This window comes from Pseudomonas sp. R76, assembly GCF_009834565.1.
In the GTDB taxonomy this organism is placed as follows: Bacteria; Pseudomonadota; Gammaproteobacteria; order Pseudomonadales; family Pseudomonadaceae; genus Aquipseudomonas.
Genome location: NZ_CP019428.1, coordinates 6,621,983 through 6,642,063 on the forward strand (window position 1 = coordinate 6,621,983; position 20,081 = coordinate 6,642,063).

At 62.5% G+C, this 20,081-nt stretch carries 14 protein-coding genes; 4 read left to right on the top strand and 10 right to left on the bottom strand.

Annotated features, from left to right (window positions below; genetic code table 11):
• Positions 1–4 precede the first annotated feature (4 nt).
• The 4 genes from recG (at position 5) to PspR76_RS30145 (ending at position 5,778) form a co-directional block, all read left to right on the top strand.
• On the top strand, positions 5–2,080 hold the full coding sequence (recG, locus tag PspR76_RS30130) for an ATP-dependent DNA helicase RecG (protein WP_159961026.1): 2,076 nt from the start codon (positions 5–7) through the stop codon (positions 2,078–2,080).
• 77 nt (positions 2,081–2,157) lie between these two features.
• Positions 2,158–3,558, top strand: coding sequence for an aminoacyl-tRNA deacylase and HDOD domain-containing protein (locus PspR76_RS30135; RefSeq protein WP_159961028.1), 1,401 nt, complete (start codon positions 2,158–2,160; stop codon positions 3,556–3,558).
• 417 nt (positions 3,559–3,975) lie between these two features.
• Positions 3,976–4,821: a calcium-binding protein gene (locus tag PspR76_RS30140; RefSeq protein ID WP_159961029.1), complete on the top strand. Its 846-nt coding sequence runs from the start codon at positions 3,976–3,978 to the stop codon at positions 4,819–4,821.
• A gap of 189 nt (positions 4,822–5,010) precedes the next feature.
• Positions 5,011–5,778 (top strand): hypothetical protein, encoded by a 768-nt coding sequence (locus PspR76_RS30145; RefSeq protein WP_159961031.1) that lies wholly within the window; start codon positions 5,011–5,013, stop codon positions 5,776–5,778.
• A 59-nt stretch (positions 5,779–5,837) separates the two neighbouring features.
• Here PspR76_RS30145 and PspR76_RS30150 read toward each other — a convergent pair whose 3' ends face one another.
• The 10 genes from PspR76_RS30150 to PspR76_RS30195 form a co-directional block, all read right to left on the bottom strand.
• Positions 5,838–6,218, bottom strand: a complete 381-nt coding sequence (locus tag PspR76_RS30150; RefSeq protein ID WP_159961033.1) for a helicase — start codon at positions 6,216–6,218, stop codon at positions 5,838–5,840.
• A 124-nt stretch (positions 6,219–6,342) separates the two neighbouring features.
• A complete protein-coding gene (tagQ, locus tag PspR76_RS30155; protein WP_159961035.1) occupies positions 6,343–7,263 on the bottom strand; it encodes a type VI secretion system-associated lipoprotein TagQ in 921 nt (306 codons plus the stop codon).
• Positions 7,264–7,347: 84 nt separating this feature from the next.
• Positions 7,348–9,060: a formylglycine-generating enzyme family protein gene (locus PspR76_RS30160; RefSeq protein WP_159961045.1), complete on the bottom strand. Its 1,713-nt coding sequence runs from the start codon at positions 9,058–9,060 to the stop codon at positions 7,348–7,350.
• Positions 9,053–10,237, bottom strand: a complete 1,185-nt coding sequence (locus tag PspR76_RS30165; RefSeq protein ID WP_159961047.1) for an ABC transporter permease — start codon at positions 10,235–10,237, stop codon at positions 9,053–9,055. Before PspR76_RS30165 ends, PspR76_RS30160 begins: the two co-directional genes overlap by 8 nt.
• Positions 10,237–10,941: an ABC transporter ATP-binding protein gene (locus tag PspR76_RS30170; protein ID WP_159961049.1), complete on the bottom strand. Its 705-nt coding sequence runs from the start codon at positions 10,939–10,941 to the stop codon at positions 10,237–10,239. Before PspR76_RS30170 ends, PspR76_RS30165 begins: the two co-directional genes overlap by 1 nt.
• A complete protein-coding gene (locus tag PspR76_RS30175) occupies positions 10,941–13,928 on the bottom strand; it encodes a serine/threonine-protein kinase (RefSeq protein ID WP_159961051.1) in 2,988 nt (995 codons plus the stop codon). The genes PspR76_RS30170 and PspR76_RS30175 overlap by 1 nt, the downstream gene beginning before the upstream one ends.
• The gene (locus tag PspR76_RS30180) at positions 13,925–14,644 is read right to left on the bottom strand and encodes a PP2C family protein-serine/threonine phosphatase (protein ID WP_159961053.1); all 720 of its coding nucleotides are present in this window, start codon (positions 14,642–14,644) and stop codon (positions 13,925–13,927) included. The genes PspR76_RS30175 and PspR76_RS30180 overlap by 4 nt, the downstream gene beginning before the upstream one ends.
• A complete protein-coding gene (gene tagF / locus PspR76_RS30185) occupies positions 14,645–15,298 on the bottom strand; it encodes a type VI secretion system-associated protein TagF (RefSeq protein ID WP_159961055.1) in 654 nt (217 codons plus the stop codon).
• Positions 15,295–18,795 (bottom strand): type VI secretion system membrane subunit TssM, encoded by a 3,501-nt coding sequence (gene tssM / locus PspR76_RS30190; RefSeq protein WP_159961057.1) that lies wholly within the window; start codon positions 18,793–18,795, stop codon positions 15,295–15,297. Before tssM ends, tagF begins: the two co-directional genes overlap by 4 nt.
• Positions 18,792–20,081 carry a DotU family type VI secretion system protein gene (locus tag PspR76_RS30195; RefSeq protein WP_159961059.1) on the bottom strand — a complete coding sequence of 430 codons (1,290 nt, stop codon included), beginning with the start codon at positions 20,079–20,081 and terminating at the stop codon, positions 18,792–18,794. The genes tssM and PspR76_RS30195 overlap by 4 nt, the downstream gene beginning before the upstream one ends.

The following is a 20,081-nucleotide window of genomic DNA, read 5'->3' on the forward strand; positions in this document are numbered from 1 at the left end:
ACGTATGACCGAGTTGTCGCAGGTGTCGGTAACCGCACTCAAGGGTGTTGGTGAGGCCATGGCCGAAAAGTTGGCCAAGGTCGGCCTGGAGAACCTCCAAGATGTGCTGTTTCACCTGCCCCTGCGCTATCAGGACCGCACCCGCGTAGTGCCCATCGGCCATTTGCGCCCTGGGCAAGACGCGGTGGTCGAAGGCACCGTCAGTGGCGCTGACGTAGTGATGGGCAAGCGCCGCAGCCTGGTCGTGCGCCTGCAGGACGGCACCGGCGGCCTGAGCCTGCGCTTCTATCATTTCAGCAACGCACAAAAGGAAGGCCTCAAGCGCGGCACTCGCGTGCGCTGCTACGGTGAGGCGCGGCCTGGCGCGTCGGGCCTGGAGATTTACCACCCGGAATACCGCGCCATTACCGGTGACGAGCCGCCGCCGGTGGACACGACCCTCACGCCGATCTACCCGCTGACCGAAGGCCTGACCCAACAACGCCTACGCCAATTGTGCATGCAGACCCTGACGATGCTCGGCCCGAAAAGCCTGCCCGACTGGCTGCCGGTGGAGCTGGCCCGCGACTACCAACTGGCGCCGCTGGACGATGCAATCCGCTACCTGCATCACCCGCCCGCCGACGCCGATGTCGACGAACTCGCGCTGGGTCATCACTGGGCACAGCATCGCCTGGCCTTCGAAGAACTGCTGACGCATCAACTGTCCCAACAGCGCCTGCGCGAAAGCATGCGCTCTCTGCGCGCGCCGGCGATGCCCAAGGCCACGCGCCTGCCTGCGCAATACCTGGCCAACCTCGGCTTCGCGCCGACCGGCGCCCAGCAGCGGGTTGGCAATGAAATCGCCTATGACCTGAGCCAGCACGAACCGATGCTGCGCCTGATCCAGGGCGACGTGGGCGCGGGCAAGACTGTGGTTGCCGCCCTCGCCGCCTTGCAAGCGCTGGAAGCCGGCTACCAAGTGGCGCTGATGGCGCCCACCGAGATTCTTGCCGAACAGCACTTCATCACCTTCAAGCGCTGGCTCGAACCCTTGGGCCTGGAAGTGGCGTGGCTGGCCGGCAAGCTCAAGGGCAAGGTCCGCGCGGCAGCGCTGGAACAAATCGCCGGTGGCGCACCGATGGTGGTCGGCACCCACGCACTGTTCCAGGACGAAGTGCAGTTCAAGAACCTCGCACTCGTGATCATCGACGAACAGCACCGTTTCGGCGTGCAGCAACGTTTGGCCCTGCGCCAGAAAGGCGTCGGCGGGCGGATGAACCCGCACCAGTTGATCATGACCGCCACGCCGATCCCGCGCACCCTGGCGATGAGCGCCTATGCCGACCTCGATACCTCGATCCTCGATGAACTGCCGCCCGGCCGTACCCCGGTCAACACCGTGCTGGTCACCGACACCCGGCGCGTGGAAGTGATCGAGCGCGTGCGTGGCGCCTGCGCGGAAGGCCGCCAGGCGTACTGGGTGTGCACGCTGATTGAAGAGTCCGAAGAGCTGACCTGCCAGGCCGCCGAAACCACCTTTGAAGACCTCACCAGTGCGCTGGGTGAGCTCAAGGTAGGGCTGATCCACGGCCGCATGAAGCCCGCAGAAAAAGCCGCCGTCATGGCCGAGTTCAAGGCCGGCAACCTGCAGCTGCTGGTGGCCACCACGGTGATCGAAGTCGGCGTGGACGTGCCGAATGCCAGCCTGATGATTATCGAAAACCCCGAGCGCCTGGGCCTCGCGCAGCTGCACCAATTGCGCGGCCGCGTCGGCCGGGGCAGTGCCGCCAGCCACTGCGTGCTGCTCTACCATCCGCCGCTGTCACAGATTGGCCGGCAGCGCCTGGGCATCATGCGTGAAACCAACGACGGTTTTGTCATCGCCGAAAAAGACCTGGAGCTGCGCGGCCCCGGCGAAATGCTCGGCACTCGCCAGACCGGGCTGCTGCAGTTCAAGGTTGCCGACCTGATGCGCGACGCCGACCTGTTGCCCGCCGTGCGTGACGCGGCGCAAGCACTGCTCGAACGCTGGCCGGAACATGTCAGCCCGTTACTGGATCGCTGGCTACGGCATGGGCAGCAATACGGCCAAGTGTGACGCCTGACTCACTTAGTCGACCAACAGTTGTATCAAGCTGGTTATACTTCGTTGACTGTACGCAATTGGATCAGGCCATGTCAGAAGTAGCCCTCGCCACAGCCCCACTGACCGCCCCGCCGGTCATTCGGGCTCTGCTCGCAAAGCTCGCCATCCCCTACACGGAAGTCGCCGAACAGGCTGGCCTGAATCCCGCGCGAAAGGTCCAGGCGGTGCTGCTGGAAGATGCCGTTGGCGCACTCATGGTGCTGTTCCCGCAGAGCCAGTTGCTCGACCTCAATCGCCTCGCCGAACTGACCGGCCGCCGCCTCATAGCGGTGTCACCGGACCGCGTCGAGCGCATGCTGGCCAAGCATGACCTGAGCCTGCTGCCGGGCCTGCCCGCGCTGACCAGCTCGCCGTGCCTGTACGAAGGCAGCCTGCTCAGCGAGCCGAGCCTGCTGGTGCATTCGGGTGAAGCCGGGCTGCTGCTCGAAATCGCCAGCGACGACTTCAAGACCATGCTCACCAAGGCCAGCGCCGGTCACTTCGGCGAGCCCTTGAGCAACATCCGCCCCAACCTCGACCGCCCGAATGATGACCGCGAGGAAATCACCCAGGCGATGCAGGCCTTCACCGCCCGCCGCATCCAGCAACGTCTGGAAGCAACCATCGAGATTCCGCCGCTGGCCGACACCGCGCAGAAGATCATCAAGCTGCGCGTCGACCCCAACGCCACCATCGATGACATCACCGGCGTGGTGGAAACCGACCCGGCCCTGGCCGCCCAGGTGGTGAGTTGGGCCGCGTCGCCGTACTACGCCTCGCCCGGCAAGATTCGTTCAGTGGAAGACGCCATCGTGCGTGTGCTGGGCTTTGACCTGGTGATCAATTTGGCGCTGGGCCTGGCCCTGGGTAAAACCCTGAGCCTGCCCAAAGACCACCCGCACCAGTCCACGCCGTACTGGCACCAGTCGATCTACACCGCCGCCGTGATCGAAGGCCTGACCCGCGCCATGCCGCGCGCCCAGCGCCCGGAAGCCGGCCTGACTTACCTGGCCGGCCTGCTGCACAACTTCGGTTACCTGCTGCTGGCCCACGTGTTCCCGCCGCACTTCTCGCTGATCTGCCGCCACTTGGAGGTCAACCCGCACCTGTGCCACAGCTATGTCGAGCAACACTTGCTGGGCATCAGCCGCGAACAGATCGGCGCCTGGCTGATGCGCTACTGGGACATGCCGGACGAACTGTCCAGCGCCCTGCGCTTCCAGCACGATCCGACCTACGACGGGCAATATGCCGAGTACCCGAACCTGGTGTGCCTGGCCGTGCGCCTGCTGCGCAGCCGTGGCATCGGTTCCGGGCCGGATGAAGCGATCCCGGACGCATTGCTTGAGCGTTTGGGCTTGAGCCGTGACAAGGCTGACGAAGTGGTCGGCAAGGTGTTGGATGCCGAGGTGCTGTTGCGTGAGCTGGCATCGCAGTTCAGCCAGGGCTAACTGTTTCGCCTGATAAACCGTTATCGCAGGCAAGCCAGCTCCCACATTCGACCCAGTTCCCCCTTTGGAATGCAGTCATATGTGGGAGCTGGCTTGCCTGCGATGAATTCAATTCGGTACACCTGAATAACCCCCTCAAACCTTCTTCTTTTTCTCCGACTTCAGATACGTGGTCAGCACCGGGCTGCCTTGGATCTGGATCGATTTGTCCTGAATCGCACCAAGAACACCCGCTAATTATTAGTCGCCTACAAGGTAGGCGAAAGCAACTTTGACACACATACTGCAATGAAAGTCATTAAACCTACATACCTTTGAAACAATGAGAAGCATATAGCGCGGAACGCTCGGAAGTTATCTACCCACATAAGGAATGCAAGTAAACTTTCCTACTAACACAGTTCCGGAATCGCTAAAATGAACTCTATTTCCAATATAGGCGTAAGTATTTATCCACCACCAACAGCCACCGCACCGTCTATAAATGTGAACGGCACCCTCACCCCTAGAAGAGACGAATATTGGTCTGTACTGGTGATAACGACTCCGGATCCGAAGGTGCCAGTTAACGCTGAAGGGCGTGATTACCATCCTGCCTCCGACATAAAGATTTACACAGGGCACGCGGATGATACGATCGACATAAAAGTTATAAACAACCGTGTCGTTGCCGTCATCAATGGTATCTCGGTCAAGTTGGACATGGATGCGTCTTCCCTGGGTAAACTGCATATAGAAACCGGCGGCGGCAATGATAAAGTAACGATAGCCCCTAACGTAAAAGTGGATGTAAATGTTGATACGGGGCCAGGTCAAGACACCGTTAATACGGGAGGTGGCTTCACTGAGGTACGTCTGGGTGACGGAAACGATAAAGCCAGTCTGGGCCCTGGCGGGGGTGTCTTATACGGTGAAGACGGTGACGACACGCTAGAGGGCGGGACTGGCAACAACTTCCTTCTAGCTGGCGCAGGGACCAATACTATAAAAGGCGGTACACCAAGCGATTCATCTTCCACCGCGATAGCCGCCGATGGAACAAGGGATAATATCGAGGTTCGCGACAGCGAAACGTCCATTCAGATCAAGGCCCAATTTACATCAATACGGTTACACCGCGAGTTCGATGTCCTACTCGATATTTATGAAAGTGCCGGTAATACTGAACTCATCGAGGACAAGAATTCCACTGGATGGGTGAATTACACACGTCGGAACGACCCCACTAAGGACCGTCGAATACGCGCAAACGCACCAGACTAAACGCCTCCGACACGAAAGACCCTCGGGGCCTTCACAGCCCCGAGATTACAAGAGCCACAACATCCGGAAATGAATAAACCGGAACTCCCGCCCTGCACTCAGACACACAGAGTGCGTATGTCTTCAGTCGCTCATTGCCAAACCCTTTCTTCACTGGGCAATTACCCTATTCCTACTTGGAGCCCTCGTATGACGCTCATTTCGCCTTCAATTCCTGCACCTATTCCTACAACCTACAATCCACCTGCACCCAAGCAGAAACCTGCCGTTAAGATTGTCCACGGTAGTGATTCAAAAGGCCCTGTCGTCAGCATTAGCGTTACCCATCAACAGGCCGATATCAGGATTAAAAAAGACGCTAATAACAACGTTGTCGCGTTTATTCACGGCAAACCGTATCCGTTAAATATCCCAAACTCCGACCTGAGTACCCTCAACATCACTACAGGCCGCTACCGGGATTATGTACGGATTGATGACAACGTTAAGGTCTATGCCTACATAAAAACAGGATCCGGTGACGATTTTGTAAAAACGGGAGGCGGCAAGGCTACTGTGGAAGCAGGCCCTGGTGACGACCACGTACAACTCAGCACGGGTGGAGGACTCGTACGCGGCGGACGCGGCAACGATAAAATGTTCGGAGGCACTGGCGAGAGCGTGCTTTATGGCGAAGGCGGAGAAAACTATTATTCCACCGACATACCCAAATACTCACCCGGGCCGACTGCAATATACTCATCAGGAACCGAGGACACGATACGTGCTGACGCTGGCGAAGTGGATATCACGGTTTACAGTGGTAAGACCAACATTCAAGTAGGTAAGTCTGCATCGGCCCACGTTCGCCTTTATGGCGGTGCTGACCGCAGCAACATCACCATCGAGAGCCGTCTTGACGAGAAAAAGGTCACCGTCGAGGGAAAAAAGAAAAACGATAATATTATTTATAAATAAAATGCACTTACTTGATAGCAGTTGCCCGGGGCACGCGACGCCCCGAGAACCGAGAACAACTAACCCACCTTCTTCTTGCGCGGCTTCAAATACTTGGTCAACCCCTGGAACCAGATAACCAGCGCCGGATTGCCTTTGATCTGGATCGACTTGTCTTGAATCCCCGTCATGAACGCCAGCTGCTTGTTCTTCGCCTGCATCGTGGCGAAGCCGTAGGCGGCATCCTTGAAGGCGATAGCAAACGCGGGCGCTGGGTGAACACCCGAGCGGCTGGTGATGCGCTGGTCTTTGACGATGAAGTGACGGGCAACCTTGCCGTCGAGGGTCTGCAACTGGAACGCCAGGTCTTTGTCACCCAGTTGTTGCTGAAAGGCAGGATTGGTGCGGCTGGCTTTGCCCATCATCAGGCCCAGCACCCACAGCAGAAGACGAAATTTCATGCACACGGCCTCGGTGTAATTATTAAGTGGCCGCAGCAGTGTAACGATTTGCTTAAAGAACGCCACCGATCTCGCGCTTTAGCAGGAGATCGGCTGGCGTTTAACGCTTATAGCAACATGTTACTTAAACGTTAGGGCAAGGCACTGGCGCCCAGTCGGCGAGGTTTGGATCGCGGCAGGTGCCTTCGATCTGCGCCTTACCGGCGCTGGCGACCTGCTTGCTTTCAGCTTGCTTGGCCTGCACGGTCTGGATGCTCTTCTCGGTGGTCACCGCTTCTTTCGGCACGGTTGGCAGAGATGCCTTCTTCGCTGGTTTTACAGGTTTTTTGCCTTTGGCCGGCACCACTGGCGTCGTGTCGGCGGTCGCTACCGTCACCACGTCGTTGCGCTGCACACCCACTTGTTGCAGGTCTTTCTCGTAAGCCTGGGTGTAGTTGTTCAGGTCTTCACTGGCTTTGCCGTTGACCGCGACGATCAGGTCATTGGACTCCTTCAAGCCCGCTACGATTTCCGCCAGGCGCTTGCGGCCTTCGGTGTCGTTGACGGTCTTGGCTTTGCGATCATTCACCAGCTTGGTGAATGCGCTCTGGTAGCACTGCTGGGACGCCTTGGCGTACGCGGTGCTGCGGTCGATGTCGGCGGCGCTTTTGTTGAAGTCGGTGGAGTACGACGCGATGCGCTGGTTGTCATCGGTGATCTGCTTTTGACGCTCGGTGTAGTAACCCGCCGCGCCGCCGGCCAGGGCACCGCCCGCAGCACCGATGGCGGCGTTACGGCCGCGCTTGTCGGAGTCGCCGGTCAACGCGCCCAGCAGTGCACCGCCGGCAGCGCCGAGGGCCGCGCCGGTAACGACCGACTTGGTCATGTCCGAATCCGTCGCGCGCAGGTGCTGCACCGGCTCGTAGCAGTTCGGGTAGTACTCGACCTTGGTGCTCGACGCGACCTTGGAGGACGGCGACGTGGCGCAACCGGTCAACACGGTGCTGAAACCGGCCGCGATCAGCAGCAGGTGACGCTTGGAAACCGTCTTACGGGAAAAAAGCATAGGTGTGTTCTCTTTTAAGTTTGACTTGCCCAGCACGGCCCACCGCCGCCTGAGTCCCTTCCAAGCTCGCTATACAACCAGCGATCAAGACCGCTGACCGCTCGCTGCGAGCAATTCCTTCAAGATCGTTGCCGGGTCGGCCCGCTGTTGCTTGCGGTAGTTGCCGACATGGCGAACGAACAGTGTTGCGCGCGTCACCAGGCTCTTGCCGAGCACGGGCTTGCGATCCAACTCTTCCTTGATTCGTTGAAACTGCGCCTGGATCACCGCATCGGTGTAGCGCGTGCCGGTCGCCAGGTTGTCGATGTAGATCGCCACCGCGCCATCCAGCGCACTACGGCCATTGGTGATGGCCATGTCAAACAGCTGCGCGCTGGCCGCGTCCTTGTTGTCCAGGGCTTGCTGACGACTTTTCTGCAGGTTGGCCAGGCGGATGTTGTAGTTGGCGATGGTCTCGGCCACCAACGCGGCCGACTGAATCAGGTTGCCCGCCGCTTCTTCGCGTTGCTGGGCGATCAGCGAAACGTTGCGCTTGAGCTCTTCGTTGACCAGCCCAAGCTCGGCTTGCAACTTGGGATCGACACTGGCGGCGATGATGCTGTCCAGGCGCTTGGTCGGGTCCTGGGCGTCGTCGATGGCGTCAGTCAGCGAGGCCAGGCGGCCTTCTTTCTGCCACTGCGCGAACAATTCCTTGTAGCGCGAGCGCGGCGCCGACAGCGCGCCAATCGCCACGCGAAAACCGGTGGTCTCGTTGCTTTGCTCGGTGCCGTCGGCGGCGAACAACGGGTACTCACGGCGCATGCCGGTAAACAGCGTGCCCTCGCCTTCGAGGTAGTTGCCGCCCTTGACCACAAAGCCGCCATAGGTGCCCTGGCGACGCCCGGCGTGCACCAGTTGGAACGACTCCTGAACCATTTCCGCCGCATTGCCAATCACGTCGAACATGCCAATCGGGTTGGGCAGTTTGGTGCCAATCGGCATCAGCCGTGCTGCCTGGCCGGTGCCGCCAGCGACCTGGTTGAACACCGCGTAATCACCCAACGGGCCGTCGCTTTCACTGCCTTCGACGCGGCGCGGAAACAGCCGCCCTTCGAGGTCCTGACGGCTCACCGCCTGGCCACCGCGCGCGGCGAACTCCCATTCCACTTCCGTCGGCAAGCGCACAAAGCCCAGGCCGCCGTCTTCCGCCGATGAACCGCGACCACTCACCGGCAGCAAGTCGCGGTGATATTTCATCAACCAGGCGCTGTACACCGCCGAGAAGCGCTCGGCCTCAAAGCGCGACAGTTTCACCTTGGGCAAACGCGCGGCCATGCCGGTGGGCGCATCGCACGCCGGCGCCGGCTCGCCACTGGCCAGCGACTGCGCCTGGGACATCACCTGGGCGTATTGGCGTGCGGTCACTTCGTACTTGCCGATGAAATACAGCATCGGCTTGAGCGGGGTTTTGGCGTCGGTCTTCGGCATCAAGGGCGCGATGACGGTGTTCCAGTCTTTGGGCAAATCCTTGAGGGTGAACTGGCCGTTGATAAAGTCGCGGCGGTAGCCGGAAATAAACGACTGCTGATAACCGGCCTCGCCTTCGCTGAACGGGTAGCCGAGGCTGATTTCGCGGTCATCCAGGGTGCCTTGGGCCAGCACGTAGGCGTAGCGGAACACCATGTTGCCGTCGCACGGCAGCGGCAGGCTCACGTCATCCGGCAACGGTTTGGGGTTGTCGAGTTTGTCGCTCGCCTCATCCGCCCACGCCAGCGAAGCCAAGCTCAGCGCCACGCAGGCGCCCAGTAACTTATACATCTCTGATTCCTTCAGAAGCCTGGATACGCGCCACTCGCCAACCGCCACAAGCCGCCGCCACGGCGCTGACGCCAAGGATTGCAACCAGGGCCAGGCCGTAGTGACGCGCCAGCAGGTGGCTGGCGTATTCACCCGGCACCTGCACAAATAATTTATTCAAACCCGCCTCGGCCACGCCATACAACCCGGCACTCAGCACGGCGGCAACGCCTGCGCTGTAAAGCGCTTGCAGCACCACAAACAGCAACAGCCCGGCGGTGGAAAACCCCAACAACCGCAACACCGATAACTCTCGACGCTTGCGCGCCACGGCCGCCAACGCCCCGGCAAAGATCGCCGCAAACGCGCCCGCGAAGGCCAACCCGGCGATGATCCAGAACACGATCGACAGGTTGCGGCTCAACGACTGCACCTGGGCGATGGTGTTGGCCTGGGTCGACACCAACAGGTTCTGCCCGGCAAAAAACACCCGCAACGGTTCCACATCGGCGAGGCTGCGGGCGTACAGGCGAAACGCCGGGTACACACGCTGCTCACTCGCGCCGACCGCATCGCCTTCCCAATCCAACGCCGGCACTGCACGGCCATCGCGATAATCTTCCGCCGCTTCCAGCAAGCCCAAATCAGCAAACAAACCGTCACGCGCAAACGCTTCCAGTGGCAGCACCGCCATCACCTGCAACCGCGTGCGCTGGGCTTCGACGCGCCCCGCCACTTGCCGCGCAAAGTGGGTCTCCAGCCAATCGCCCGGCCGCGCCGCGAGTTTTTCCGCAGCGGTGTGGCTCAGCACGATCTGGTCCAGGCCGCGAGGCATCGGCAAATCCACGAGCAACGGATCACCCGGCGCCGTCGGCAGCATTTCCAAGGTCAGCGTGCCCACTTGCGCCGTCGCCGCAATCTGCCGTGTACGCGGCACGGCAAAGGCCACATCGCTACGCTGGGCAAGCTGCTCGATAAACGCCGCGTTGAATCGACCACCGCCCAACGGAATAATTTCACGAGTGGCCGGGTCGGTCTCCAAGCGTTCGGTCAAACTGCTAACCAGTCCAAATTTCAGCCCGAATAACACCAGCAACGGCGCGATGACGGCCACCAGCGCCAGCACCGAACAGGCCGACAGCCAGGCGTCGTTGCGGTAATCCTGCCAGGCCAGCGACGCCACCAGGCCGATACGCATCAGCACACCTCCCCGAGCGTGGCGGTGACGCCGCCATCGGCGTCGCGCCGGCAACTGATGCGCCGCACCTGCAAGCCACTGGCGCGGGCCAAGGGTTCGTCATGGGTGGCGATCACACAGGCCGCGCGGTGCTCACGGGCCTGGGCCAACAGCGCCTGCATCACGCGCTCAGCATTCAGCGGGTCCAGCGACGCGGTCGGTTCATCCGCCAATACCAATTGCGGCGCATGGGCCAAGGCGCGGGCGCAGCTCACGCGTTGGCGTTGGCCTACCGACAGCGCCGCCGGTTTCTTGGCCAACTGATCGCTGATTTCCAACTGCTCGGCCAGGCGCGCCACGCTGCCGTCGTCCTTCAAACCCAGCAATTGCCGGGACAAGGCGATATTGCTGCGCACATCGAGAAACCCCAGCAGGCCGCCGGTTTGCAGCACATAGCCCAGGTTTTTGCTGCGCAACTCGGCCAAGGTGGATTGCCGATCAGCACGCCACAGCCCGCCGATATCAACCTGATCAAACTCAAACTGGCCAACCTGATCCGGCGCCAGCACCAGCGCCAGCACATCGAGCAAGGTACTTTTGCCGCAGCCACTGGGCCCGACAATCGCCAATTGTTCACCCGCGCGCAGTTGCAGCGCCGGAATCACCAGGCTGTAGCGCTGGCTGCCGACGCCGCGGCTTTTGTGCACTGCGCTCAGGTTCAGCATTACGGCAGCGTCGACAAAGGCACGCGGTACAACGCATCGCCCGGCTCGGCATCGCCGAAACGGACCCAGTTGGCCACGTCATTGTGGAAGGTTTCGTAGAGACGGATTTTCGAATCCAGCTCGTCGATAAAGTCTTCCTGCTCGGCCACGCTCAACGACAACCACAAGTCCTGGGTCATGTTCAGCGACTTGCTGCGGTACGGCAGGCCTTCCAGGTATTCGCCGAGGATGCCGCCATCGGCGAGGTTGCCGCCCTTGCGCAGGGCTTGCGGGTCGCGGCTCATGTACGCCGAGGCGCTGGCGATTTCCTGGAAGAAGTCCTTGGGCGAGGTTTGGGTTTTGCGTGCGGCGTCGACGATCAGCTTCAGCGACTGCTGCAGGTCATTGAGCTGCAACTTGGTCAGCATCACGCACACCTGAAACGCCGGCAGCGCCGGGTTGGTCAGGTCGCGGTCGGCGGTCCAGGCGCTGACCAGTTGCGGCGCCTGGATGGCGGTTTTGCGGCCGAGGAAATCCATGTGCATGGCGTAACCGACGGCGGCGGACTTGTCGGCCAAGGTCGGCGCGGCGCTCAACAGCGGCACCGGCTGTGGCGTGTTGCTGCGCACCTGGTGCACGAGGTTGGCGAACACGCTGCCGATCTCGTCGACACGCTCACCCAATTTGCGCACGTCACCACCCGGCACCGGCGTGTAGAGGTCGCCGATCTGCGGGTTGGCGTCGGCAGTCAGCACGCGGTACTGGGTTTCGGCACCGGCGTGGGTTTTCTTGCCGGCGTCGGTGCGCAGGTGCAAGGCGTAGATCTTGATCTGCTTGCCCAAGGCGGCCTGGCGCACTTCGGCTTCGTTCATTTGCGTGGCGGCGAACGGGTCGTTCTTGCGCAGCGCACCCGCGTCGGTGACCAGCAGAATAATGCGCCCGCCGTAGCCGGACCAATCCATGCCATCCACCGCCTGCATCACCCCGGCAAACGCGTCTTCGTTGAACGAGTGGCTGGACACGGTGGAGGCTTTGACCTGGCGTGCCATGTCGAGGAAGCGTTGCGGATCGCGGCCTTGATCCAGCGTGATCAGCGTCTTGGCGACGTATTCCAGGCCGGGGGTTTTCTTGATGCTGTTGCGAAAGCCCACCAGGCCGAAACTGACGCTGTCCAACTCGCCGCGCTCGGCGATGCGGGTCTGCAACTCGTGCACCACATCGCGGACCTGGTCGATGTAAGGCTGCATCGACACGGTGGTGTCGACCACCAGCACCACGGCAGTGCGGAAGGCGTCGGCGCTGGTGTTGGTTGCGCGAGCAGTCGGCTTCGCAGCAGCGCTGCTGCCGGGATCGATAGAGGCCACATTCAGCAACTGCACCGGCTGGCCGTTTTCGTCGAAGCTCTCTTTAGAGTCGAAGATCGGCAGCAGGTAAAACTGGTTCTGCGGTACGGCGCTGGCCGTCGGTTCCAGCGCCAGCACTTGCTGATTGTCTTCGCTGTTCTTCTGCGCCTTGGCCAGCACGCCTTTGGCCGCCGCAGGATCAGCCAACAGCTTTTCCACCTCGCTGGATTGGCGCAGGAACATCACCGGCGCGCGGCCCGAGCGCTCGGTGAACTTGAGCACCAAACTCTGCTTCCAGTCGCTGACCTGGGCGGCCGGCAGCCAGCCATCACTGCGCCCATCGGTGGCGGTACCGACACGCACCCAGGGGCTGCCGTCGACGTCTTTGCGCTGGTACACGTAGAGCACCGAAAACGCCGGCAGCGCTTCGCCGGAGGCACCACCGGCGTCATGGGACAGCTTGGCGCCCGGCTTGCTGAGCACGCGCTGGAACAAGGTCTTTTTACCCGCCATCAGCAAGGGCCGCTGGCCGCCGTCCGCATCGGCCACAGCCGTTTTTACTTCAGGGGGCGCGGGCGTTTTTGGCACCACCGCAGCGGGCGGTGCCGCCGGCGTATCGCTACCGCTCAGCCACCAATAACTCGTACCACCAATGGCCAGCGCGACAGCCACCGCGACCGCAGCCAGAGCCAACACCGGCCCACGACGCTGCTCCGATACGGCGTTGTGTTGGGTTGGCGTCACCACCGGCTGGCGCACCGGTTGCGGCTGGGGCTTATCGGTCGGAATCTCGATAGACACCGGCGTCATGCCCGCCAAGTCAAAACTCAGCGGAATAGGCAACGGCCGCACCAGCGTAGCTTCCGGCGACTCCGCCGGCAGCTGGTCCAGCGCGCGCAGCAACGCCGCCGCATCCGGGAAACGTTCCGCCGGGTCTTTGGCCAACAGCTTGCGCAGCACGTCCTGATAACGGCCGTGGTGCACCGGCAATTCGGGCAGGGGTTCGGTCAAGTGCGCAAGCGCCGTGGAAAGCGCATCGGTGCCGGTGTAAGGCAGCTTGCCGACGAGAATTTCATACAGCACCACGCCCAATGCGTAGAGGTCGGCGCGGCCATCAATCTCCTGGCCCCGCGCCTGTTCCGGGCTCATGTAGCTCGGCGTGCCCACGGCAAATCCGGCCTGGGTGAACTGGGTGCGGTCATCCAGGGATTTGGCGATGCCAAAGTCCGACAACACGGCTGTGCCGTCGGCGCGGAACAGAATGTTCGCCGGCTTGACGTCACGGTGCACCAAGCCTTGGGCATGCGCATAGCCCAGGGCCGAAGCGATCTGGCGGATCAGCGTCACGCCCTGCTCCGGCGTCAGCCCGGCGGCAATGCGCTCTTTGAGCGTGCCGTTGGGCAGGTATTCCATGGCCATGTAATACAGCTCACCGACATTGCCGATGTCATGGATGGTCACCGTGTGCGGGTGCGACAAGCGCGCCAGGGTCTTGCCCTCACGCAGGAAGCGCTCGCAGAAACTCGGGTCGGCCGCCAGCGCGGCAGCCATCACTTTCAAGGCCACCTTGCGCTCCAGCGAGCGCTGGGTCGCCAGGTACACGCTGGCCATGGCGCCTTCGCCGATCTCGCCTTCGATGTCATAACCCGGAATCACGATGTTCATGGCGAAACCTTCACGACAATGGCGGTGATATTGTCCGGCGCGCCTCGGTTGAGGCCCAGGTGCACCAGGCTGCGCACGATTTCGTCCGGCGCGTCATGGCCCAGCACCTCGCGGATTTCATGGTCTTCGACGGTTTTGTTCAGGCCGTCGCTGCACAGCAGGTAGCTGTCACCGGGGGCGATCAGCAAATCGACCACCGACAGTTCCAACTGGGCTTCCACGCCTATCGCGCGGGTGACGATATTGGCGCGCGGGTGCACGCGGGCATCGGCCTCGCTGAGCAGGCCGCTGTCTTGCAGGTCCTGCACGTAGCTGTGGTCGCGGGAAATGCCTTCGAGCACGCCGTCGCGCAGGCGGTACAGGCGGCTGTCGCCAGCCCACAAACACACGCCACGCAGACCGCGTGCGGCCAATACCACAACCGTACTGCCCATCATGGTCACGCCACGGTTGGCGGTTTCTTCGCGCACGGCTGCGTTGATGCGCAGCAGGTCATTGCGCAAGGCCGCCGAGTATTCGTCGAGGGAACGCCCCACCGGCACATTGCGCAGGCTGTCGACGATCAAACTGCTGACGTAGTCCCCCGCCGCATGCCCGCCCATGCCGTCGGCCACCACCCACAGGCGGTTCTCCGGCAGGTCCAGGCACGCGTCTTCATTGACCTGACGGACCATGCCCACATGGCTTTTGCTCGCGGATTTGAACGTCGACCCCATCTACATCACACCTTCTTGTCCGAGCAAAAACTGCGCAAAATCGCCGGCGGCAGGCAAGCCCTGACACCGCAATAAACCAGGGGAAATCACCTGCGAGCCACGGCCCCACCACAGGCTCGCGCCCTCGCAGGCCTGTTCGGCGAGCGCGGTCATGCGGCTATGGGGCACGGTGGCAGCCACCCGCTGCAGGCCAGCAAAACGGCTGTCCACCGCGCGTTGCTCACTGGCCGGAATGCCGAGTTTGTCGACGCCATCGTTGAAGCCTTCAAAGGTCGCGCCGGCATCCAGCGTGCTGAGCAGCAGCTCTTCGGCCTGCTCGAACCAAGTGTCCGGCCCGCCGACCAGCGACGCCGGGTTGGTGTCGTGATCGAGCAACGCCACCACCGCCAGCGGGAAATACCGCCCGACCCGGTCAATGCTCGGCATCACCACACCCGCCGCCGCATCCGGCCCGCACACACCCGGCGCCAGCACGAAGCGCCACAACGGGCTGACCAAATACACGTTGAGCCAGTCACCGCCGAGGCTGTTCTGGCTGGCAAGCAAGCCCGCCGCCAGCCAGCTGTCCCACGGGCCGATAAAACTCTGGGGCAAGGCGCGGCTGACAAAGTCACCGCGGCTGGCCAACTTGCCGTAGAAACCCAGCGTCGTCATAACCGCTCCGGCAGGCTGAAGCCGCTGAGCACACGGCTCTTGAACGGGTTGAAAGCACTGTTGGCGCGCAACTCGTAGGCGATGCTCGCGCCGTCGACCCGCAGGCGCAGGTTGAAGCGGTCCGGCGAGTTGCCGGCGGTGAGGTCCGACTGTTCCAGCAAGCGGAACCAGGCCCACGGGCCGTCCAGGGTCACGCCGGAACGGCCACTGGCCGATGGCGGCATGATCGAAATACGCACCACGCCGATGCTGCCGGGGTTCGGCCATTGCATGGCCACCGGGCGGCTTGGGCCGTGGTCGTAGCTGATTTGCTGGCCGTCCAGGTCGAGCAGGAACTGGGTGATGGTCGGATCCATCGACACCGGTTTAAGCTCGAAACGCACGATCGGCTGGGTGCCGCCCGCGCGGAAGAACGCATCACGAATCGCCGCCGCACGCTGGAAGGTTTGCAACACGCCCGGCGCAATCCCGAGCTTCTGCGCAGCGCCCGGCTGCCAGCGCCAGGTCTGTGCGGAGGTGTCGACGTAAGGCTGCAGGTACTTGCGGAAGTAGTTGTCCATCACCCCGCCGACGCCGAAGAACTGACCAAAGTCGTCCAGCGTGGCGTCACGCGCGCTGCCCGGCGCCATCGGGTAACGCCCGGCCAGGGACTGACGGTACACGTTGACCACTTCGCTGACCCACGCCGCGTTGAGTTGGTTGCGCACCCCGCCCATCATGCTGTTGGTGGTGGAATTGACCACCGACTTGACCATGCCCTGCACCAGCGGCGGCTGGCGTTCGGCATTCAGGCTGACCCGCGTGGCCGCAGCCGCCGCCTGGTTCTTCGCCTCGCCGAGCAAGGCATCGCCACTGGCGCCGACCATGGCGCTGACCTGCACATACAGCGCGTTCATGTCCGCCAGCAAGCCATCAATGGCAGCCGGTTCGCCTTCATTCTTGCTGACGATACTGTTGAGTTCGGCGAAGTGCGCGGTCACCGGATCGTCTGCCGCCTGCGGTGCGTTGGCGGTCGGTTGCTCCTGGCCAAGCAGGCTGCCAAGGCGCTCCTTGAGTTTGTCGACACCCCCTTCCACCGGCACGCCTTTGGCGGCCAATTGGCGTTCTTCGGCTTGCAGATCGGTTTCCTTGGAGACGGCCACCAGCAGCTTTTTCAGCGGCGACGTAGGTCCGGAAATCACCCGCAGCACATCGGCCGCCTGGGCGACGCTGGTGATCGGCACGAAGTCGATGTCGGCAAGCAACGCGTCCCACTGGCGCTGGTAATCCTGGAAGTACAGGCGGCGCACATCGGCGGCGAGGCTGACCACGTTCTGCTGGTCGGCCTGTTCACGGCCCAGCACCCATTGCTCTTCGGCGAGGGTGCCGGTCTGGTTCAGGCTGCTGAGCAGGAATGCCTGGCGATAACCCTTGGCGGTGAAGAACCCACTCAGCGGCTCGCCCAACGGCTTGCCACTTTTGCGGCTGAATACCAGCGCAGCGTCGCGGCCGGCAGCTTCGTTAATGCGAAAGTCCGGGACACCTTCGGGCAGTTTCTGGCGTTTTACCCGGTCATACACGCGCTGGGCCACCGGCAGTTGTTGCAGCTGCCGACGCAGGTCGTCGATCAGCCGTGGGTCGAGGCGTGCGTTCGGCGGGTGGCGTTCGAACAGCGCCTGCAAGTGCCCGCTCAACGCCTGGCGCTGATCGGCCGGCAGGTCGCGCGGCAGGTTGCGGTCCCAGTCCAGGGCGATCCAGGCCTTGATGAAGTCCGGGTCGTAATGCTCGGCGTCGGCGAGCATCAAGTAGGCCTTGAGGCCTTCGTACAGGAAGTCGGAATTGCCGCCGCCGTGCAGTTGTTCCTCGATGCGCGTCACCAGGCGTGGCGCGAATACGGCGATCAACAGCTTGCGGTAGACGCTGGCGGACTCGGCTTCAAGCATGTCGCCTTGGTACAGGCCCAAGCCTTCTGACCAGCTCGGCGAATCACCCGCGAGGTTCTTCACCGCATTCAGCAACGGCAGCACAGCCAGTACTTCGCGCTGCGCCGGGCTGAGGTTCTGCACGGTCTGGCCCAGCGGCGCGACCTTCTGATCGACCTGGACGATGTACGCCTGGTTGGCGCGGTAACTCAACCACCACAAACCGCTGACCACCACCACCAACGCCACGGTCGCGGCCAGCACGCCGCGTGCGATCCATTTGCGCCGACGCTCGACCTTCGGGTTCACACCCACTAGCCCACGCTCGGCAAAGGCCACGGCGGTGAACAGTTTTTCGATGAAATAACTGCGACCGGTGCCGCTCTGGCGCGCCAGGTGCTGGCGGTCCAGGTTCATGCTCTGGGCCATGGCGCCGATCAGGCGATCAATCGGGCTGCCTTCCTGGGTGCCGCTGGTGAAGTACACGCCGCGCAGCAACACGCGCTCTTCAAAGGCGTTGGGTTTGAACACACCTTCGAGGAAGCCTTGCAGGCAATCCTTCAAGGCACCGAATTGCTGCGGGAAACCGTAGATCAGGTCGCGCCGGGCTGGGTCGCGCTCTTGTTGCAGGCGCTCCACCAAGCGTTCGTTGAGGCGCTGCTCCAAGCCGGCGAATTCGCTTTGCAGCGTCGCCAACGGGCTGTCGCTGTTTTTGCCGTCGTCCAGGGCAAAGGTCATGCCCCATACCTGGGCGCGGTCTTCCTTGCTCAGGTTGTCGAAGTACTCCATGAAGCCCGGCACCAGGTCGAGCTTGGTCAGCATCAGGTAGATCGGGAAACGCACGCCCAGCTGGGTGTACAGCTCCTGGATACGCAGGCGAATCGCGGCGGCATGGGCCGCGCGCTCGGCATCCGTGCCGAGCAGCAGATCCGACAGGCTAATGGCGATAAACGCGCCATCGATCGGGCGGCGCGAACGCTGCTTTTTCAGCAGATCAAGGAAGCCCAGCCACGCGGCTTTATCCACCGTGGAGTTGCTGTCCTGGGTGGTGTAGCGGCCCGCGGTGTCGAGCAAAACGGCTTGGTCGGTAAACCACCAATCACAGTTGCGCGTGCCGCCGACGCCGCGCACCGCACCGGCACCCAGCTGCGCGGCCAGTGGGAAGTGCAGGCCGGAATTGACCAGCGCGGTGGTCTTGCCCGAACCCGGTGGGCCGATGATTACGTACCACGGCAGCTCGTAGAGGTTGCGACGCTCATCACCGCCGAGCTTGGCCTTTTTCAGCAATGCCAGGGCTTCGTCCATGCGCTGGCGCAGGGTCGATAACTCTTCGGCAGTGGCGACGCTGTTGGGGTCGACCGGGGTTTCGGCGGCCAGGCTGCGCATCACTTCGGCAGCTTGGCGCCGGGCCTGGATAATGCGGAACACGCGGTAAGCGATCCACACCGCAAATACCAGGATGATCAGCGCCCAACGGCGCCCTTCCGGCACCAGGAAGTCGAGCAGCGGCCCGACAAACCAGATGATCAGGCTCAGGGCAATCAGGCCCAGCACGGGGATCACCCAGCGAATCATGAAACTGAAAAACGCCTTCACTCGACGCCCTCCGCCAATACGGTGATTTCAACCCGACGATTGCGGGCACGGCCTTCGGCAGTGGCGTTGGTGGCCACAGGCTCAGTGTCGCTTCGGCCTTCGGCGCTGAAGCGCTCCGCCTGGCCGGTCTTGGCTGCCAGAATCTCCAGCACCGACTTGGCGCGGGCTTCGGACAGCGCCCAGTTGGACGGGAAGCGCAGCGTGGCAATCGGGCGGTTGTCACTGTGCCCGGTGACGCGCACCTGGCCCTTGACCTTGCGGATGGCGTCAGCGATGCGCAGCATCAACGGCTGGTAGTCATCGACGATGCTGGAGCTGGCGGACGCGAACAGCTCATCGCCACGGATCGTCACCACAGAGCGGTCGACCTTGTCTTCCACGGCCACGCGGCCTGCCTTGATGTCTTCCACCAGGAAACCGGCCAGGCGTGGCCGCTCAATGACTTTGGGCTGCGCCACCGGCCGGTCGATGGCCTGCACCGGAATCTCGCCCAGGGCATGGATGTTCTTGAACACCGGCTCGGCGTCCGAGGCCAGCTTCATGCGCAAGCCGAACAGCAACGCCAGCAGCAACGCCAGGCCGATGGCCACGGCGATCCACGGCGGCATGAATTGCGCCAGGCGATCACGCGCCACGGTCACGCCGCGCCAGTGCGGCGACAGCTCGCGCTCGTGTTCGCCACGCGCACTGCGAATGGCGGCGGCGGTGCGTTCACGCAAGGCTTCCAACTGGCTGCGACCGTCATTCATCACGCGGTAACGGCCCTCGAAACCCAGGCACATGCACAGGTACAACAGCTCCAGCAAATACAAACGCTCGCGCGGGCTTTGCAGGCAGTGGTCGAGCAACTGGAAGACTTTTTCGCCGCCCCAGGCTTCGTTGTGCACGGTGATCAACAGGCTCTGCTTGCCCCAGTCGCTGGTGCTGCCCCACGGCGTACTGAGCACCGCTTCATCGAGCGCGGTGCACAGCGCGTAACGCGCCAGCAGCACTTCATTGCGCGCCACGCCAGCGGCTTCGGCGCGCTCTTCGAACTGGCGCAAGTAAGCCAGCAACTGCGCGCGCAGGCTGGCCGGTGCCGGATGCGCGATGGTGTTGCGCAGGCGCGTCAACAGCGCCAGCAGTGGGCCGGCAGCGCTTTCCAGCGGGTTGAGGCCTTGGCTTTTGCCGGTCAGGATCGGCGCGGCCGGCATCGATAAAGGCGCCGGTTCTGCACGCGCAGGTTCCGGCGCACGGCCACCCGGGCGCGGCATGAACTGGGTGCGGTCATCATCATTGGGATGCAT

What these genes read in the sequence shown, in the direction of transcription:
- recG (WP_159961026.1), top strand. Translation starts at nt 5, where the DNA reads ATGACCGAGTTGTCGCAGGTGTCGGTAACCGCACTCAAGGGTGTTGGT.
- PspR76_RS30135 (WP_159961028.1), top strand. Translation starts at nt 2,158, where the DNA reads ATGTCAGAAGTAGCCCTCGCCACAGCCCCACTGACCGCCCCGCCGGTC.
- PspR76_RS30140 (WP_159961029.1), top strand. Translation starts at nt 3,976, where the DNA reads ATGAACTCTATTTCCAATATAGGCGTAAGTATTTATCCACCACCAACA.
- PspR76_RS30145 (WP_159961031.1), top strand. Translation starts at nt 5,011, where the DNA reads ATGACGCTCATTTCGCCTTCAATTCCTGCACCTATTCCTACAACCTAC.
- PspR76_RS30150 (WP_159961033.1), bottom strand. Translation starts at nt 6,218, where the DNA reads ATGAAATTTCGTCTTCTGCTGTGGGTGCTGGGCCTGATGATGGGCAAA.
- tagQ (WP_159961035.1), bottom strand. Translation starts at nt 7,263, where the DNA reads ATGCTTTTTTCCCGTAAGACGGTTTCCAAGCGTCACCTGCTGCTGATC.
- PspR76_RS30160 (WP_159961045.1), bottom strand. Translation starts at nt 9,060, where the DNA reads ATGTATAAGTTACTGGGCGCCTGCGTGGCGCTGAGCTTGGCTTCGCTG.
- PspR76_RS30165 (WP_159961047.1), bottom strand. Translation starts at nt 10,237, where the DNA reads ATGCGTATCGGCCTGGTGGCGTCGCTGGCCTGGCAGGATTACCGCAAC.
- PspR76_RS30170 (WP_159961049.1), bottom strand. Translation starts at nt 10,941, where the DNA reads ATGCTGAACCTGAGCGCAGTGCACAAAAGCCGCGGCGTCGGCAGCCAG.
- PspR76_RS30175 (WP_159961051.1), bottom strand. Translation starts at nt 13,928, where the DNA reads ATGAACATCGTGATTCCGGGTTATGACATCGAAGGCGAGATCGGCGAA.
- PspR76_RS30180 (WP_159961053.1), bottom strand. Translation starts at nt 14,644, where the DNA reads ATGGGGTCGACGTTCAAATCCGCGAGCAAAAGCCATGTGGGCATGGTC.
- tagF (WP_159961055.1), bottom strand. Translation starts at nt 15,298, where the DNA reads ATGACGACGCTGGGTTTCTACGGCAAGTTGGCCAGCCGCGGTGACTTT.
- PspR76_RS30195 (WP_159961059.1), bottom strand. Translation starts at nt 20,081, where the DNA reads ATGCATCCCAATGATGATGACCGCACCCAGTTCATGCCGCGCCCGGGT.